The organism is Pelosinus propionicus DSM 13327 (assembly GCF_900114615.1).
Classification (GTDB): domain Bacteria; phylum Bacillota; class Negativicutes; order DSM-13327; family DSM-13327; genus Pelosinus; species Pelosinus propionicus.
Map to the genome: position 1 here is coordinate 1 of NZ_FOTS01000077.1, position 17,069 is coordinate 17,069.

The window sequence follows — 17,069 nt, forward strand, 5'->3', positions numbered from 1 at the left end:
TGAAAAGCTTAATAGAAAAGCTAAACCCCAAAATTAGAGGATGGCGTAACTACTATGGATTCAAAAGCGCTAGGAAAAGCCTTAAGAAGATAGATTGGTACATTGTAGTACGGTTTACAATATGGTGGAATAAAAAGCGGCAAGTAAGAAAACATCTGTCAGAAATTAAAGAAGTGTGGCGGATGATGTATCAATCTGGTCTATTAAAACTTGTTGGATAACGAAAGCTGAAGGAAGAAGAATGTCGGAAAGCCGTATGAGGGAGAACCTCACGTACGGTTTGATGAGGAGGGGTAGAATTATTCTACCCCTTACTCTATCCCATTAAAAGGGCTGCTGCCTTTTGGCACAGCCAAAATGGGGGAATATAAAGTGATAGTGAATGATTATGCGTTATACCTTACTGCAGAGGGGCTGCTGTGATGCGTATTTTTGAATCGACTGTGCGAGAGTTAAGAATGCTTCACGATTCAGAAGAGCTAAAGTGCTTAGAACATGTTTCAGAAGGATATTATCAGGCAGTGCAGTCAAACCATCAGCTGAAAAAAAGGTTATTGGAGATTTTACCGAAAGAGGGCATTGATATTGTCGAGAAAATGCAGGGGAACTTTACGGATAAAGAAATCCTTGCAGGAGAAATCTATTACAATCAAGGATTTTGTGATGCTATAAGGCTTATGATGCAGTCGTTAACGTGGGAATCCGTTCGAAGGTAGGATGCAAAAGAAGCAAGGGAGGATTCCTTTGCTTCTTTCAACTTATCAACAGCTCCATTACTGCAGCAAATGCTATATCTGCGTCAAAAAACAAAAAATCAGCTTATTCATTAAGCATAGCTTCCAGCTGGGATCTGTTCACAATCGTGATCGTTCGCTTATTTAATGTAATGATATCAGTCTTGCATAGATTTCTCAATTCCCGGCACAGTGACGGACGGGGAACATTGAGATGCTCGGCCCAGGCTTTTTTGGAATAGGGCAGTTCAATCTCATGTGCCATTGGATTTTGGCTTATACAATGCAATAAAGAAAAAGCAATTTTACTTTGGATCGAGCAATAGGATAACAATTCGATTTTGGTATTCAGCATGATGAGCTTATCAGACATCAGCTGCAGAAGATTGGTCAAAAGGTTGGGATTGCAGCCCAGAGCCTGGAACATGTATTGTTTAGGCAGCAGCAAAACATCGGTTGTTTCCCGTGAGGATACTTGGCAGGGATAGGTCGGTATGGTAGAGAAAACAGTACCTTCCGCAATAATCTCGCCTTTTTCCTTATAAATTAGATTGATCATTCGACCTGACTGAATGACTTTTTGGACTTCTACACTGCCAGTGAGAATAATCCCGACATGAGTAATTGGCTGATCCATTCGAAAAATAAGTTGGTTTTTCTTATAGCGGTTAATACTGTAGTTTGTGGCGGCTAAAAACTCCCTAATCTGCAAGGAGGAGTAGTTTTTAAACAACGGACAATGAGCAATAATTTCCAGAATATCAGACATCGTTATCACCAGCTTGTCAAAAGAATGTAACATGAGCTACGAAAAGTATACGTTCATTCTATTATAATAATAAACAGATGTAAATGATAAAGAATTTCATTATCAGCAAAATCGTTGGTAAGGATGTAAAGCTAGGGAGGAATAAGATGAAGAAGAAGACAGTATGTGCGTTCTTGTCACTGCTGCTGACTGTCCCTGTTGTTCAGGCGCAGGAAAGCGAAGAGGAGGTATTTTCTCTGTCTGAGGTAGTTGTAACCGCTACGAAAACCAGCAGGGATGTAAAAAGTGTTCCTACGGCCGTTCAGGTCATAACCAAAGCCGATATCGAAGCCCGGGGGGCACAGACGTTAAAAGATATCATTAGTACAGCCACTGGTGTTAGTGTGATGCGAGCAGATGGCAAAAATGCGATTTCCATTCGTGGTTTCGATTCCAGATTTTCAATGATTTTAATTGATGGTAAGCGAATTGCTTCGGAAATTGACCAAAACTATGAACTGGAGCGCATTGATCTGGACAATGTTGAACGTATTGAGATTGTTCGCGGACCTGCCAATTCACTTTATGGTACAGATGCTTTGGGAGGGGTCGTCAATATTATTACCAAGAGTCCTGTCGATCAAGCCTTTACTTTGCGGTTTGATCATGGAGAGTATGGGGGCAATGAGGGGGCAAGAGATAATTATCATTTTACCTATGACTCCGGCAGAATCGGCAAATACGGTATCACCCTCTCAGGAGCCCAGTTAAAGAATGATGCTTCCTTTAAGGATGATGGAACAACCTATGCGCCCTTTGGCAAAATCAATAACTTCAATACTAAGATGGATTATCATATCAGTGAAAATGAAGTTTTTACATTTACAGCGGCTTATATGGATGAAGATACGCGGGAGCATGTTTTTAAACAGACTCCGGCCGGCAAAGTGAAAACGGAGGTTCATGATGACAATGAGAGAACCGAATATGCACTGAGCTACAGTAAGCAGCAGGACGATGCATCGTTATTTTTCCGGGCCTACTTATCAGATTATTATAAGAATGTAGATGTACATAATCTTGCCAATAATAAATTTATGAACTTCGGTAAATCTCATCGTACGGTTCCCGGTTTTGAAGCACGCCTAAGCAAGAACTATGGAGCCGATCATCTGCTCACTTTTGGCGGTGAATACCGGCCAGAAAAATTTCGCGGAACGGGGGTAAGAACCGGCAAGGGAATTTATACAGAAACTTACAAGGACCCGGTTTCTGGAGAAATAAAAACTCTGCAGGGATCAAAAGTTGATATTGATTATTCAGCCTTGTATGTCCAGGATGAATGGCAGGCATCTTCTAAGCTGCTCGCGGTTACGTCGCTGCGGTATGATGACAGTAATAAATTTGGCAGCAATGTAAGCCCCAAACTCGGACTTACTTATCAGGCGGCTGATGATCTTAGGGTTAAGCTGAATGTTAGTAAAGGATTCCGCAGTCCTACACCGAATCAGCTGTATATTAATTCTCAGGTAGTACGCAACGGTAAGGCAATGACTTTGCTTGGGAATCCCAACCTGAATTCAGAAGACTCCAATTCGTATGAGCTTTCCTTAGAACGTGACTGGGGCGGACTACCGGTAAAATTACCTATTTTACGAATAAGGTCAGCAATATGATTGAAGAAGATATGATAGACAGTAGTACGATTCAATATAAAAACATTGATAAAGCTACTATTCAAGGCATAGAAGCGGAGGTTGTTCATCCGCTGTCGGCGAAAATGATTTGGACGACCAGTTATACTTATCTGGATGCGGTAAATGACACGGATGGAAGCAGACTCTTTAATCGAGCCAGGCATAAAATAGCCTCTCGTTTATCCTATGTGGAGCAGTCAGCAGGTTTACGGGCTAATTTATGGGCTGAGACCTACAGCAATTATCTATATGAAGCTTCGGCGGGCGTTGGCAGGAATAAGTCTTATACCTTATGGAACGTAAATCTGGAGAAGGCAATTAGCAGCAACAGCGCAATCATTGTAGGGGTGGATAACCTATTAAATAAAAAGGATGACGATTTATCGATCCAAGGGACTTATATTCATACGAGCTATAGAGTTAAATTGTAATATTCCAGTGAACTGGCTGCATGAGCAGCCGATACTCAAAAACGGAGGCGTAACCAATGTATCTTAGACTGACTAGAGCCGCGCTTTTGCTGGCATTGATGATTGCCTTGCAATCCATCAGGCTGCTTGTGCCTGTTCCCTTTTTTATTTCCATGTTTGTTATCGGCAGTGCAGTGAATGCCTGCTTGCTGCTGGCAGTGGAGAAAAGCGGCTGGAAGCCCGCGATTGTACTGGCTGTAGCTGCGCCGACGGTTGCAGCGATGCAGCAATTTTTACCAAGTCCGTTATTTATTTTTCCGATAGCTGCTGCCAATATTATGTATGTTGCCAGTTATCGGATGCTGCTGACTGTCAATCGCTGGCTGGCAGTTGGGGCAGCTGCTGGTTTAAAAATGGTGGGCATGTATATGGCCATTTCAATCCTAGTGGATTTGATGAATCTATCTGAAAAATTAGCGGCTGGTCTGAAAATGATGTTTGGTTACCCTCAGTTGATCACTGGAGCAATTGGAGGAGTACTATGCTATTTGATAATGAAAAGGCTGGAGGGGGCCAGGTCATAGCAGCCAACGCATATAATAAGAGCAAAAGCAGGGAAATGCTGCTTTTGCCCGGCTGTCGAAAGTGTCATAAATGTCTGCAGCAATGTCCTTTACATAAAATCAAGGGTGCAGAAATGACAATGGAAATGCCTCAAACCCAGGGGTGCATTAATTGTGGTTTTTGTATAGGAATTTGTCCGCAAAGAGCCGTTGGCTATCAGGACGATATAGAGTTGTTTCTGCAGGATTTAGCAAAGGGAAAGAAAATCTCTTTATTGGTTGCCCCGGCAGTTCAGCGTCACTTTAATGATTACCGCCAGGTATTTGGTTATCTGCAATCTTTAGGTGTAAGAAATTTTTATAGTGTAGTATTGCGGGCGGATATTACGCTGTGGGTGTATGTCCGTATCTTAGAAAAAAATTATGGCAAGCCCTTTATTTCATCGCCTTGTGCCGCTGTAACTGATTATATTATGAATCATATGCCGGCTTTGCGCCCTCATTTGATGCCCGTGTATAGTCCACTAGTGTGCAGTGCTGTGTATTTAAAGAAATATCGGCAGCTTGATGATGATCTAGCCTTCCTGTCACCCTGTATTGCCAAACGCAGGGAATTGCAGCAAAGCGGGAATAAAGTTCTATATAGCGTTACGATGGGGAAGTTAAAGCAATATATAATGGAGCAAGGGATTGATCTGAGTCGATATGACGCTGTGGATTTCGCTGACAGCAAGGAAGGACAGGGAGTAACGTTAGGAGCGAGCGGCAGTGTGTGCACAAGTCTTAGCCAACAACTTCCGGACAGGCTGTTTAAAAAAATCAGCGGCAGCGAAGTATACCCCTATTTGACGGAATATGAAACGGCTCTAAAATCGGGTGAGCCGCTGCCTGATTTGCTGGAGATATATAATTGTAAGGCTGGTTGTGATAGCGGTACCGGTACTGGTGAAATGCTGGCAGGCGGCGTCGTCCCGCCCAAGTCAGCACCTGGCAATGCTGATTTGCAGCAGGCGGTAGCAGCGACGTTTGATTCCTTTAACAGCACATTAGATGTAGCTGATTTCATTTGGCCGGAGATAAAAAACTACGATACTTATGAAAAAGACAGGGGGAGGATATAATGCAGCAGGCGCTTACGATTAAAGATGGTAATGATTTGTTGACCATAGACTATAACGATATGCTGAAATATCACGGAAGGCAGTTTATTGGCGGTGTCGCGTTGGCGTATAAACTTCTGGATTTGGCCTTGCGTGAATTAGTACCGGATGAGGTTCCGGTACGTGACCGAATTACGGTGATGCTGGGGGTATATGGACCGGGCATTATCGATGGTATTGAAATGGTTACCAGAGCGATGAGAAGAAATGCATTACTGGTTAAACCGCAGCTAGCTGCTGATAAACTGGCACCTGATGCGGCTGATGGGCAGGGAGGCAAGTATTATTTTGAAATTGCTTATGATAATGATAAACTCAATATTACCCTAAAGCCGGGATTGCTGCCTAATGAATTTATTAAGCTTGCTTATAAGACTCATGATGGAACGATAACCGAAGGGGAACAATTGCGTTTGCAGCATCTTAAAGAAGAAATTGCTCAGTTCCTGCTAACGCAAAAACCAGAAGACGTATTTGATTACTGTCGGACGAAGCTCTCCGATTCAGGATTGTAAAATATCACTGCCACCTCTGACAAAGAGGTGGCAGTGATATTTTACAATCCTGAATCGCTAATCTAGTAGAAATAGGTTAGAGCGTAATTGACAGTGATTATCGTTATCGAATATAATTATGTTCATAAAAAATTGGCAGTATCAAAATGATACGTTTGAAGGGTGAGCAAAGGTGGAGCATTTTAGCCTATTACAAGGGATCTGGAGGGTTGGTAATCATTATTGGCGATCGAAGGCAAAAAACTATGCGATATTGCTGTTGATGGTTATTATTGGGCTGAATATTACCAGCGTTTATATCCAGGTGTGGCTGAATCAATGGCGTAATGTGTTTTTCAATACATTGCAGGATAGGGATATGACGGCATTCCTGGATTCTTTGTACCTTTGGGGTGGGTTGATTCTGGCAGCTTGGGCGGTAAGTGTCTACCAAAACTATCTGCGTCAGCTGTTGGCGGTGAGCTGGCGCAGCTGGCTGACTGATCGGCTATTGGGAGAATACTTGCAGTCAAAAAAATATTATTGTCTACAGCTCCAGGATAACGGGATTGATAATCCGGATCAGATGATTTGTGAAGATGTAAAGTTATTTATTGATTCTCTTTTGAAGGTTTTTTTATGGTTTTTATACAATCTTGGAATTTTATGCAGTTTTACATTGATTCTGTGGGAGCTGTCAGGTAGTTTTTCTTTGTCTTGGCGGGAGTCAAGTATCACCATTCACGGTGATATGGTTTGGATTGCTGTGGCATATGCTTTGATGGTGGATTTTGTTATGGGGAAAATGGGGCATCCTCTGGTACAGCTCAATTTTCTGCAGCAGCGTTATGAAGCAAATTTTCGTTTTGCCTTAGTGCGTCTGCGGGAATATGCAGAGGAGATTGCATTGTACTCTGGAGAGAATCGGGAACGTCATTTGCTTAGTAATTATTTCAAAAAAGTGTATGATAATCTTCAGCGATCCATAAAACGCCAGAAAATCTTAGATAGTTTAATTTTTTTCTTATGCAGGGGTACAGAACCTCTCCCTTATATTGTTGCGGTTCCGCGCTTTTTTAGCGGAGAGCTTCAGTTGGGAGGACTGATGCAGGTTACAGGAGCTTTTGAAAAGGTACAACGGTCACTCCTATTTTTTTCAAGCTGGTATAAAGAGATTACAGAGCTAAAAGCCATTGTAAAACGATTGGTTATTTTGATGGATACCATGGAAGAGTTTAAGAGATTGGGCCAGAAACAGTCAATTAAAATTATAGAAGCTCCCGAGGCGGCTTTTTCCGTAGAAAATTTGAACCTTAAGCTGCCGAATGGGGAGCTATTGCTTGATAATTTTGCCATGAGACTGCAGCCTGGCGAATCGTTACTGATTACTGGATCTTCCGGCTGCGGCAAAAGTACGCTGATTAAGGCAATCGCCGGGATTTGGCCTTTTGGCGAGGGACATATTTACATTCCTCAAAATCAGCAGTGTTTATTTTTACCACAGTCACCCTATTTACCTGTCGGTACCTTACGGGAGGCACTGCTTTATCCACGATCCAGCCAGGAATATTCGGAAGAATCAATTCAGGGAATTCTAAAGAAATGTTGTTTGGAGCATTTACTGGAACGCTTGGATGATCAGGAGAACTGGTCACATGTTCTTTCCCTGGGTGAGCAGCAGCGCATTGCCTTTGCCCGAGCCATTTTACAGCGACCGCAATGGCTGTTCTTGGATGAGGCTACATCCGGATTGGATGAAGCTACGGAGAAAAAACTATACAGTCTGATTCGCAGTGAGTTAAAGGGCACGGGAGTCATGAGCGTTGGCCATCGTAAGGACTTATTTGTCTATCATCAGAAAATCCTGACCATGAAAGGAAAAGGATGCTGGGATTTAGTGGCCTAACAAGGAATAGTAAAGCAACCGCCGGTATCCGGCGGTTGCTTCTATTTTATGAAATTATCTTATCAGTGAGTCACTGTAAGGATAACGGTTTGCTCTTCGCCTTGGAAGGTTCTCTACCAGTGTCGAGTAGCTGTCAGACGGATAATTCTGCCTGGGTCAAGGCCATCAACAGTATTGCCGGGTGACATGTTATAGTGTTTGTCAAATAAATTATGAGCGTTAAGGGCGTAGCGCCATTCGCCTTGGTCATATCGAATCATGGCATCGGCTACGATGACATCACTGGCTTTTCTCGTATTGGCGCTGTTATATCGTGACCCAATATAGCGCAGTCCACCGCCTAATCCCCAGCCCTTTTGTTCCTTGCCAGGAGCTGAAGTGTCGATCCATAAGGAAGCACTGTGGCGTGGGACATTTGATGTTCGGCGGCCAATTTTGGCTGGATTGTTGTCTTTGGTAATCTTATGGTCTGGCATATAAGTATAGGCTGCGGTAACATTTAGATTTTTAAAGGCTGCTACCGTGGCTTCCAGCTCCAAGCCTTTAGCGGCAATCTCGCCAGTTTGTACGCTGAAGCTGCCGCCTAAGCTTTCATTTAAAGGGTCAGTGGTCAGAATATTTTGCTGGCGAAGATCAAAGATTGCGGCTGTAAAACGGGCATTGCTGTTCTCCGGAACATATTGTATCCCCAGTTCGTATTGCCGGCCTGTTGTTGGGTCAAAGGAATTGCCGTAGCGGTCTGACCCGGCTAGGCCCTCGAAGGATTCGTCATAGGACACATAGGGGAATAGCCCGTTGCCGGCGTCATAGACTAATCCAAGGCGTCCGGTGAAGGCATTCTGATCGATGATGGTACGTGCTCCGCTCAAACGGTTTGTTGTGTAACTGTTGTAGCGGTCATAGCGTCCGCCGGCAGTTGCCGTCCAGCGTTTGCCAAATTTGAGCTGATCCTGGAGATACCAGCCAGTCTGCTTCACATCGGTATCTGTCAGATATGAAATCGTTGTTGGTGTGGTAACTGTCTGACCATAATTTAGCGTATGAAGGTTTAATGAGGGGGCTGAACCCGTGAACCAGTAGTAGTCATAGTTGTAATTATAATAATCAAAGCCAAGCAATGTAGTATGATCAACTGCACCGCCGGACCATTTGGCGGTGAAATGCGTATCTATGAGGTTGGCGCTGAGATCGCTTTTATAATAATCATTTGAACGGCTGGCGATACCATCTGTTATGCTAGTTACACTCAGTGCTTTCATTCCAGTAAAAATGTTGGAATGACGTGCGCTCTGGGTGACGGACCAGGTATCGTTAAATCGGTGTTCCAGGATATAACCGATTTGTTTATCTTCTCGGAGAAAACGGTCATAATCGGGTTCGCCGAGAAACATGGTTCCGGATTTATAACCATACAACAAACTTCCAGGCTGATATTGTGAAATCGAACTGTAAGAGTCGCCCTTGATGTCATCTTTCTGGTAATGTGCTAATAGGGTTAGACTTGTATTTTCATTCGGCCGCCAGGTGAGGGCAGGAGCAATCATTTGACGTTCGGCGCTGCTATAGTCGACAGGCAGGTCTTCTTCACTGGCAAGAGCGGTCAGACGAAACAGCAGTTTGTCATTGTCGTTGACTGGTCCACTAATATCCAAAGCACCGCTTAATTCATGATCAATACCAGTTTGCAGCCGGATTTCCCGCAGAGGTTCGGCAGTGGGACGTTTGGACACTTGATTTACGACACCGCCGGGATTTGTAGTGCCATAAAGAATTCCCGCCGGACCACGCAGAACTTCTACCCGTTCGAAGCTGTAGGGGTCATAGTTTGAAACCGCAAAACCGCCACTGGCACTGCGCAGCCCATCGGTAAAGGAAGTGCCTCCAAAGCCGCGCAGCGTGTAATAGCCATAACGGTTGCCGCGATTATTATATCCCATATCGCTAAAGCCTGGAGTATAACTTAGAATATCAAACATGTCGGTGACGCCTCGGGCATTCATCTGTTCTCTGGTAATGATGCTGATAGAACGGGCGGTTTCTTCCAGCGGTGTGTCAGTCTTGGTGGCGGCGCTGCTGCGTTTCGCTACATAGCCATTGTCCAATTTGTTCTTTGCCGCTGTTACTTCCACTCCTTCTAAGGTGAATTCATTTTGCTCCTGAGCCTTTTCTGCGATGGTTGAATCTGCTGGTTCCTCTGCGCCATAAGCAAGTGGCATATGATAGAGCAGGCTGCTACCAATCAGAGCATAGAGAAGGCTTTTCCCTGTACGGGAAAATTTTCTTTGCATATTTGTTCATCGACTCCTTTGTATTTGCATGGAAGACACCTCTTGGAATTATGATGAGAACGATCTATAATACAAAAAGTGGTGTCTCTCATTAATAATAATAATTGTTCTCAATCCGGATTGTCTCAGTATAACAAGACGAATTTACCAGCGTCAACTGCTGAGAAGCAGGGCAGCACATAGGTAGCAGGCAGAATTCAGATTGGGAATTATGGGGCAATCGCTGGGTTCTTGGACACCTTCATAGAATTTTTCTTGTCGTTAAGGGAAAAAAACGAGTTGTTTTGGGCAATTTATAAGAAATTGCCAATTTTATCATGTTATAATAAAAAAGTAATTTGCAGATCAATATAGGCTGTCTGCGCTTCTTGGAAGGATGATGATTGTGGAAACTAATGAGTACAAGTTAGGCAGTAGTGGACTGGCAAAGCATTTAGGATGTAAGGAAAACCGTGACGGTGATGCACATATTTATTGCCTGCCGCCGGATTTTAACGACTACTATACAAATGATCGCAGCGGAGGTTACCTTTTGGATACTTTTCCATCACCAGGATTTGTGGCCAGTTATGCTCGTTTCATGGTAAAAGAAGCGGTAACGTACTGCTATGGGGTTGTGCCAATGGGTGTGTGGGTTTGTTCCGTGGAGCGAGGAGATATTACCATGATTGAACCAGGGAAAAAAGCCAGGCGCCTGAAAAGAGGCATTCATGTACTGGTGCACCGGGGACAGAGCGTTAAGCTGGTTATTGGTGCTGATGAGCCGGTTTGGTGGACAAGTGTGCTGGTATGTGATGATTTTCTTGCAGCCCATGTACGGAGAAATTGTGTGGATGATCCTTTTCAGCTTGCGGACGCTTTGCAGTGGCAAAGTCAGCATTATAATACACCAGATCTGGTGGTGGTATTTGAGCAGTTAAAGTATGCTCTGAGGGGTGAGGCACGTATCCCGCACCTGTATTATGAGGGGAAGATGCTGGAGATATTGGCGATTATTCTGCGCAATGTGCAATATCAGAAAAATTTTTCTGCAGAGGGGATATGGAATCGTTTTGCAGCCTGGCGAGAAAGCAGAAACGTTTGGCTGGTAAAAGACATGCTGGATGAAAACTTTCATCACCCGCCGTCGACTGAGCAGCTTGCCATTGTTGCGAAAATGGGCGTTACCAAACTGCGTAAATGTTTTAAGGCTTGTTTTGGAGTTTCCATTGGCAGCTATGTGCATCAGGAAAAGATGAAGCAGGCGGCACGCTTAATGTCACATAGCATGACGATGCAGGAAATTGCCGCTGCCGTGGGATATGAAAGTCCCGGAAAATTTGCCACAGCGTTTAAGAAAACCTATGGGATGACGCCTCGTGAGTTTAAAAAATCGTTATTTTGATGTTTAAAAGAATTATAAATACTCTAAAATGACATATTTCTACTCTTTTATATCACTGCATGATCTGCAGTAGCATTGTAATACTAACGGTAGTCTTGACTTTTGAGAGAAGACAGGTTTGCTCGGAATTGCTTTGTCGAAGTTAGAATGCTTGACGAAAGAAAGAGCGGGTTGTTATACTAATAAAGGTCATCAATTTTCAGCTGGTTTAGTGTACTGCATAATTAAAAAGCGCTGCAGATAAGATAAATTTTTAAGCATTTGATGATAATGATAATTATTATTAAATGCTTTCTGCATAACAATTGCAAAAAATGCTGCAGTATGTTTCACCATTTGTATAGGAGTGTCCTGGTAATGTAGAGAGAAGGAGTTTTCGAATGAATGAAATATTGGTATAAGATTCACAAATGGGCAAGTTTGATTTGTGCCGTTTTTCTGCTGAGTATGTGTGCAAGTGCCCTACCTCTGATTTTTAGCCGGGAAATGGCGGCATTTAATCAAGTTAGTGTACCTGTAGCTTCAGAAGCATCCTTAGCAGATATTACAAAACTGTCTGTGGGGAAGCAGGCGGAAGCAGTGCTGGAACGTTACCCTGGTTACAAGCTGCGTGCTGTCTATCTGTATCATGAAAGGCATAGGAACATTTTTTCCTTGCAGTCTCAAGACAAGGATAATGAGTATGCTCGTCTAGATTTGAATACAGGTCAATTTATAGAGCGGTCTAATGAGCAAGTACGGTATGAAATAATACCAAAATTTATCGAATTTGCCTACAGGATGCATGTCGATATGTACCTCGGGTCATTCGGCAGGAACTTATTCGGAACGATGTGCGGATTGAGCGTTGTAGCTTTGATCTCGGGCATTTGGCTGTATGCACCTTTTATGAAAAACATTTCCTTTGGAACGATTCGTTCTTCCCATCGGCGTATCTATTGGATGGACTGGCATAAATTATTGGGGATTGCGACACTTTCCTGGGTATTATTATTAAGTTTAAGTGGCTTTATTTTTATATTTGCTGATCCGGTTCATAATGCTTGGAATGAAAGCATACGCAAGGAATTTTTGATGAATCATCAGGGCAAACCTTTTCCTGCCCAGCATATTTCTCTTGATGAAGCAGTGGAAGCGGCACAAGCCGCCGTGCCTGGCCGCAGAATAACGGGAATAGAACTGCCTCAAGAAAACGGAAAAATGCGCTGGCATTATACGTTTCGCACAAAGGGGGAAGGCTGGGAGGCACATTTCAATCAACCTGTCTGGGTTGATGCGTCGACGGGAAAGATTACCGCTATCATTCAACAGCCTTGGTATATCCAGACGCTTCTGATGGCTAATCCAGTCCATTTCAGCAATCACGACACCTTGCCGTTAAAAATCCTATGGTTTATTACGGACGCCTTGACCTGCATCATGATCATCACTGGAATATATGCCTGGTTTGTCAAATTCAGGCCGAACAAAAGCAATGCAGCGAGTAAGAATCAGACTAAAAAGATCCTTTCTGTACGGCAGTCCTCCAGGCAAATTTGGCTGCTGCCAGTGGTCATTATAATGGTTACATTATTTGGAATGATTGCGCCTCTGGCTGGGAAGGAATGGAGTATCATATCGGCGGTTGCTTTAGCAATCCCCCTTGTGCTCACTGGATATTACTGGCTGCGAAGTTAATTATGGGGTAAAAGGAAAAGAACCATTACTGCACCTTACTATAAAGGATGCAGTAATGGTTTTTTACTTATGGGTGAAATGTCTACCACCGGCAGGTCGCTGTAAGTTGGATGGTGCGGCCCTCATCGACGGTATTGTAGTAGTTGGTAGAAGCAAAATCGCCAATGATATAATGCTTGTCAAAGACGTTATGGATATTGAGAGAGTAACGCCAATTGCCGGTATCATAGCGGACGAGGGCATCGGTCAGCCATACTCCGCCCACTTTATGGAGGTTATCATAATTATGACGGGAGCCGATATAGCGCAGTCCGGTGCCAAAGCTCCAGCCTTGCTTTTTCTCTTCAGTTGGGGAGGTAGTATCCAGCCAGATGGAGGCACTGTGACGGGGGACACCTTCAGTGCGAAGACCGATTCGCGTTGGATCAGTGTCCTTAGTAATTTTGTGATTGAGTAAGGTGTAAGAAGCCGTTAGATTCGTGCCTTTGAAAGCCGCGATATTCGCCTCTAGTTCCAGGCCTTTAGAAGTCACCTCGCCGGTTTGAATGCTAAAAGTATCGTCTACAGGATCGGTAGTCAGCACATTTTGTTTTCGCAAGTCAAAAATGGCGGCAGTAAAACGGGCGTTGCTATTGGCTGGCTGATATTGAATACCCAGCTCATATTGACGACCGGTGGTAGGATCGAAAGAATCACCGAGTCGACTGGTACCGGATTGGGCTTCAAAGGACTCGTTATAGCTGACGTAAGGCATCACCCCATTGCCTGCATCGTAGACTAATCCCAGGCGGCCAGTAAAGGCATCTTGATTAAGTCGTGTATGAAGGCCGGTTTTAAGATTAAGTGAATCATTTTTATATCGATCGTATCGCCCCCCAGCTAGTGCAGTCCAGCGACCACCAAATTTTATCTGATCTTGTACGTATAAGCCGTTTTGGCTGATCGTTTCATCTGTAATTCTTGAAAATGCCGGAAGTGTAATTGCTTGCCCGTAGTTCAGGCTGATTAAATCAAGAGAAGGTAAAGGACCCTTTCCCCAGCGAGATTGAATGTTTTTGTGCAAGAAATCAAATCCTAACAGCGTAACATGAGAAACTGGGCCAGTAGACCAGTTTGCCTGAAAGTGGGTATCAATCGTGTTTGTGCTTAAGTCACCAGTTGCATAGCGACCTGTGCGGGTAAGGGTGCGTCCATCGGCTGCCAATGCAGCCTCATCGGCTGTTCTAAAGAGATAGGATAAGTCTAAATGGCGAGCGGTTTGGGTTACAGACCAAGTATCGTTAAAGCGGTGTTCGAGAATATAGCCAATCTGCTTCGCGTCACGGGTATATTTGTCATAATTCGATTCTCCAATAAATAGCTTATTAGAGAATCCATACAAGGGGTACCCTGGAAGATAAACATTGCGCGTATAATCATAATTGCCATTAATATCGTCTTTCTGAAAATGCGTCAACAGGGTAAAGCTTGTATTATCGTTAGGAAGCCATGTCAGTGCTGGTGCGATAAAATAGTTTTTACTATTGCTATTGTCAACATACAAATCTTCTTTGGTGGTGCGTCCTGTCAGTCTGTATAGCAGTTTACCGTCTTTCTGCAATGGACCGCTCATATCTACAGCAGTACTGAATTGATTGCCATTACCAATCTGTAACTGAATTTCTCGCAATTCAGTACTGGTTGGACGCTTGGACACCTGATTAATCATTCCCCCAGGGGTGGCGGCGCCATAAAGAATAGAGGCAGGACCGCGCAGCACTTCGATGCGATCAAAACTGTATTGGTCAGTATTGGTACTTGCCCAGCCAGTGTCGACCATATTTAATCCGTCGACGTAAGTCGTATTGCTGACGGCAAAGCCACGGATATTTGTGCTAAAGTATCGGCTGTCCCGGTTATAGGTTACATCGCTGATGCCAGGCGTATAGCTTAAGGCGTCGAATAGGTCGGTCACCCCTCGGGCATCCAGCTGCTCCCTGGTGATTACGCTGATGGACTGAGCTGTTTCACTGAGCGGGGTATCTGTTTTAGTACCTACACTACTGCGCTTAGCAACGTAGCCCCTATCCAGTGAACTGTCCTTTATCTTGTTACTGATTACCTCAACGCCTTCTAAGGAAAATTCCTGCTGTTCGGCAGAAGGGGCTTCTATAGTGGCAGGCGGTTCTTCCGTTTGTTCCGCTGCGTGGGAAATGAGTGGTGCGCTCCAGAATAGGCTGCTGCCGATCAAGGCATAAAGCAGTTTTTGTCTGGTACGAGTGGTTTTTATCTTCATGCAAGCCATCGACTCCCTTGTCTTAGTTCAAAATATATGTAGTAGTTCGGTATGATCATTACAGCTAACCAGTAAGAATGATGTTCATTATTTCTAAAAAAATATAGGTATCAATTAGCTGTTATCAGTGGCCACTGATGGTTAGCTTGAAGCTATTATAACAAGGAGGTATCGGCGGAACAAGCGAGTGAAACCCGCTTAAATTGAGGTTTATAAATTGCTGGCAATTGATTTTTTTGAGAATTGTTATCATTTCATCCGCTGTAAATCTATTGATTTTTGTGAGGAAAATCGGCAGGAGTCTGTCAATAAAAGATAGTTGTTATCTGGAGCATTGTGGTATGATTATCCTAGGTAGTTAAAAGGTAGCATAGGTATGAGAGGGATGAGCTGGAGACGTGGAATTCTTTGCATTAGGACATAGTGAATTAGCCTTCCAAGTGGGAGGAAAAAAAACAGATCATGGTAATGGGAACCGGTACATTATTCTGCCCCCTGGTCAGGGCAACAGCTGGATTATCGATTTGCACCCTGACCCGGATTTAGTGGTTAGCAACGCTTATTTTACGCTGCCTTATCCGGTTACTTTTCAATATAATACGCAGCAGCATTTCTTGTGGTTATGCTTCTTTGAAAGTGGTGATGCTACCATTATCGAAAAAGGGAAAAAGCCAAAAAAGCTCCAGACAGGTGGAATTTATGTCTTTGTCAGTCAAGGACGTCCGTTTAAAATGGTCTTTAACCATACTGAGCGGATTCTATATACTAGCATTTTGATCACCGCTGATCATATTGCCAGGTATTTTCAGAACCGATCAGGGGAGGAGCCGTTTGCTGCAGCCGACGCTTTGCATTGGCTCAGTACGCAGTATAATACCCCTGAGCTGGCAATGGCCTTTGAACAGCTGAAATATGGCATTAGATGGGCAATTGCTCCGCCAATGTATTTTGAGGGTAAGGTACTGGAGATTTTAGGTCTGATTAGGTGTAATGTTAAGCATGAAGTATATTGTAAAAAACACACCGAGAAGCAAATGCGAAATAGGCTGACCTATCAAAACAAAAAGTATATTTGGCAGGTTAAGGCAGCTTTAGATGAGGACATCTTAAATCCGCCGACAATTGAGCAGCTGGCAATCATTGCCGAAATGGGTACTACTAGACTGCGTCAGAGATTTAAAGGCTTGTATCGAGTGACCATTGCTGAATACATACGACGGGAAAAAATGAAATATGCTCTGCAGTTATTAGGCAATGATGATATGAGCATTCATAATATTGCAACAACGCTGGGCTATAAAAGTGCTAGTCAATTTACTGCTGCTTTTCAAAAAATTCACAGCGTCACTCCAAGCCATTTTAGAAAATCCCTAGGGCTATAAAGAACTTAAAATGAAAAAGAACCATTACCGTGCCTTACGATTGAAGTGCCCCCTGTCAAGTAGACAGTATAAAAACAAAAAGTTTTATGATGCCAATCATTGAGTTGTGGTTGGCATCATTTTTTTATGCGGCTGTATTCAAAAGATACTGTCTATACTCTAGTGGAGTCATACAGTTGAGCCTCTTTTGATATCGATGATTATTGTAGTACTCTATGTATTCGTTGATCGCCTTTTCCAAATCGTCGTAGGAATTGAACTTTTTAAGATAATACATCTCTGATTTCATCATTCCCCAGAATGCCTCCATAGGACCGTTATCTATGCATCTTGAGACCCTGGACATGCTTT

Annotated in this window: 13 protein-coding genes and 1 pseudogene; 10 read left to right on the top strand and 4 right to left on the bottom strand. The window is 43.5% G+C overall.

Annotation, left to right across the window (positions count from 1 at the left end; genetic code table 11):
- Window positions 1-221, top strand: a 221-nt coding sequence (locus BMZ99_RS24150) for a group II intron maturase-specific domain-containing protein (protein WP_281246863.1), incomplete at its 5' end; no start/stop codon positions are given.
- 201 nt (window positions 222-422) lie between these two features.
- Entirely contained in the window at window positions 423-716 is a 294-nt protein-coding gene (locus BMZ99_RS24155; protein ID WP_090944077.1) for a hypothetical protein, read from the top strand.
- Window positions 717-819: 103 nt separating this feature from the next.
- Here the strand turns inward: BMZ99_RS24155 and BMZ99_RS24160 are convergent, their stop codons facing one another.
- Window positions 820-1,503 (bottom strand): Crp/Fnr family transcriptional regulator, encoded by a 684-nt coding sequence (locus BMZ99_RS24160; protein WP_245755144.1) that lies wholly within the window; start codon window positions 1,501-1,503, stop codon window positions 820-822.
- Window positions 1,504-1,649: 146 nt separating this feature from the next.
- On the opposite strand from BMZ99_RS24160, the pseudogene BMZ99_RS24165 reads away from it, so the two are divergent.
- The 5 genes and pseudogenes from BMZ99_RS24165 to BMZ99_RS24185 all read left to right on the top strand — a co-directional run bounded on the left by BMZ99_RS24165 (window position 1,650) and on the right by BMZ99_RS24185 (window position 7,712).
- A pseudogene (locus tag BMZ99_RS24165) lies at window positions 1,650-3,610 on the top strand (TonB-dependent receptor plug domain-containing protein).
- A 56-nt stretch (window positions 3,611-3,666) separates the two neighbouring features.
- Window positions 3,667-4,173 (top strand): hypothetical protein, encoded by a 507-nt coding sequence (locus BMZ99_RS24170; RefSeq protein WP_090944083.1) that lies wholly within the window; start codon window positions 3,667-3,669, stop codon window positions 4,171-4,173.
- Window positions 4,131-5,273 (top strand): [Fe-Fe] hydrogenase large subunit C-terminal domain-containing protein, encoded by a 1,143-nt coding sequence (locus BMZ99_RS24175; protein WP_090944086.1) that lies wholly within the window; start codon window positions 4,131-4,133, stop codon window positions 5,271-5,273. Before BMZ99_RS24170 ends, BMZ99_RS24175 begins: the two co-directional genes overlap by 43 nt.
- The gene (locus BMZ99_RS24180; protein WP_090944089.1) at window positions 5,273-5,827 is read left to right on the top strand and encodes a hypothetical protein; all 555 of its coding nucleotides are present in this window, start codon (window positions 5,273-5,275) and stop codon (window positions 5,825-5,827) included. Before BMZ99_RS24175 ends, BMZ99_RS24180 begins: the two co-directional genes overlap by 1 nt.
- A 172-nt stretch (window positions 5,828-5,999) precedes the next feature.
- The gene (locus BMZ99_RS24185; protein ID WP_090944092.1) at window positions 6,000-7,712 is read left to right on the top strand and encodes an ABC transporter ATP-binding protein/permease; all 1,713 of its coding nucleotides are present in this window, start codon (window positions 6,000-6,002) and stop codon (window positions 7,710-7,712) included.
- Window positions 7,713-7,825: 113 nt separating this feature from the next.
- Here BMZ99_RS24185 and BMZ99_RS24190 read toward each other — a convergent pair whose 3' ends face one another.
- A complete protein-coding gene (locus tag BMZ99_RS24190) occupies window positions 7,826-10,000 on the bottom strand; it encodes a TonB-dependent siderophore receptor (RefSeq protein WP_090944095.1) in 2,175 nt (724 codons plus the stop codon).
- Between the two features lie 385 nt (window positions 10,001-10,385).
- On the opposite strand from BMZ99_RS24190, the gene BMZ99_RS27275 reads away from it, so the two are divergent.
- Window positions 10,386-11,384 (top strand): helix-turn-helix transcriptional regulator, encoded by a 999-nt coding sequence (locus tag BMZ99_RS27275; protein WP_245755145.1) that lies wholly within the window; start codon window positions 10,386-10,388, stop codon window positions 11,382-11,384.
- A 384-nt stretch (window positions 11,385-11,768) separates the two neighbouring features.
- Window positions 11,769-13,061 carry a PepSY-associated TM helix domain-containing protein gene (locus BMZ99_RS24205; RefSeq protein WP_090944098.1) on the top strand — a complete coding sequence of 431 codons (1,293 nt, stop codon included), beginning with the start codon at window positions 11,769-11,771 and terminating at the stop codon, window positions 13,059-13,061.
- Window positions 13,062-13,143: 82 nt separating this feature from the next.
- On the opposite strand, the gene BMZ99_RS24210 is transcribed toward BMZ99_RS24205, so the two are convergent.
- Entirely contained in the window at window positions 13,144-15,336 is a 2,193-nt protein-coding gene (locus BMZ99_RS24210; protein ID WP_090944100.1) for a TonB-dependent siderophore receptor, read from the bottom strand.
- A 398-nt stretch (window positions 15,337-15,734) separates the two neighbouring features.
- On the opposite strand from BMZ99_RS24210, the gene BMZ99_RS24215 reads away from it, so the two are divergent.
- Window positions 15,735-16,718: a helix-turn-helix transcriptional regulator gene (locus tag BMZ99_RS24215; protein WP_090944105.1), complete on the top strand. Its 984-nt coding sequence runs from the start codon at window positions 15,735-15,737 to the stop codon at window positions 16,716-16,718.
- Window positions 16,719-16,842: 124 nt separating this feature from the next.
- Here BMZ99_RS24215 and BMZ99_RS24220 read toward each other — a convergent pair.
- A partial coding sequence (locus tag BMZ99_RS24220) for an IS3 family transposase (protein ID WP_139214845.1) occupies window positions 16,843-17,069 on the bottom strand: 227 nt, incomplete at its 5' end.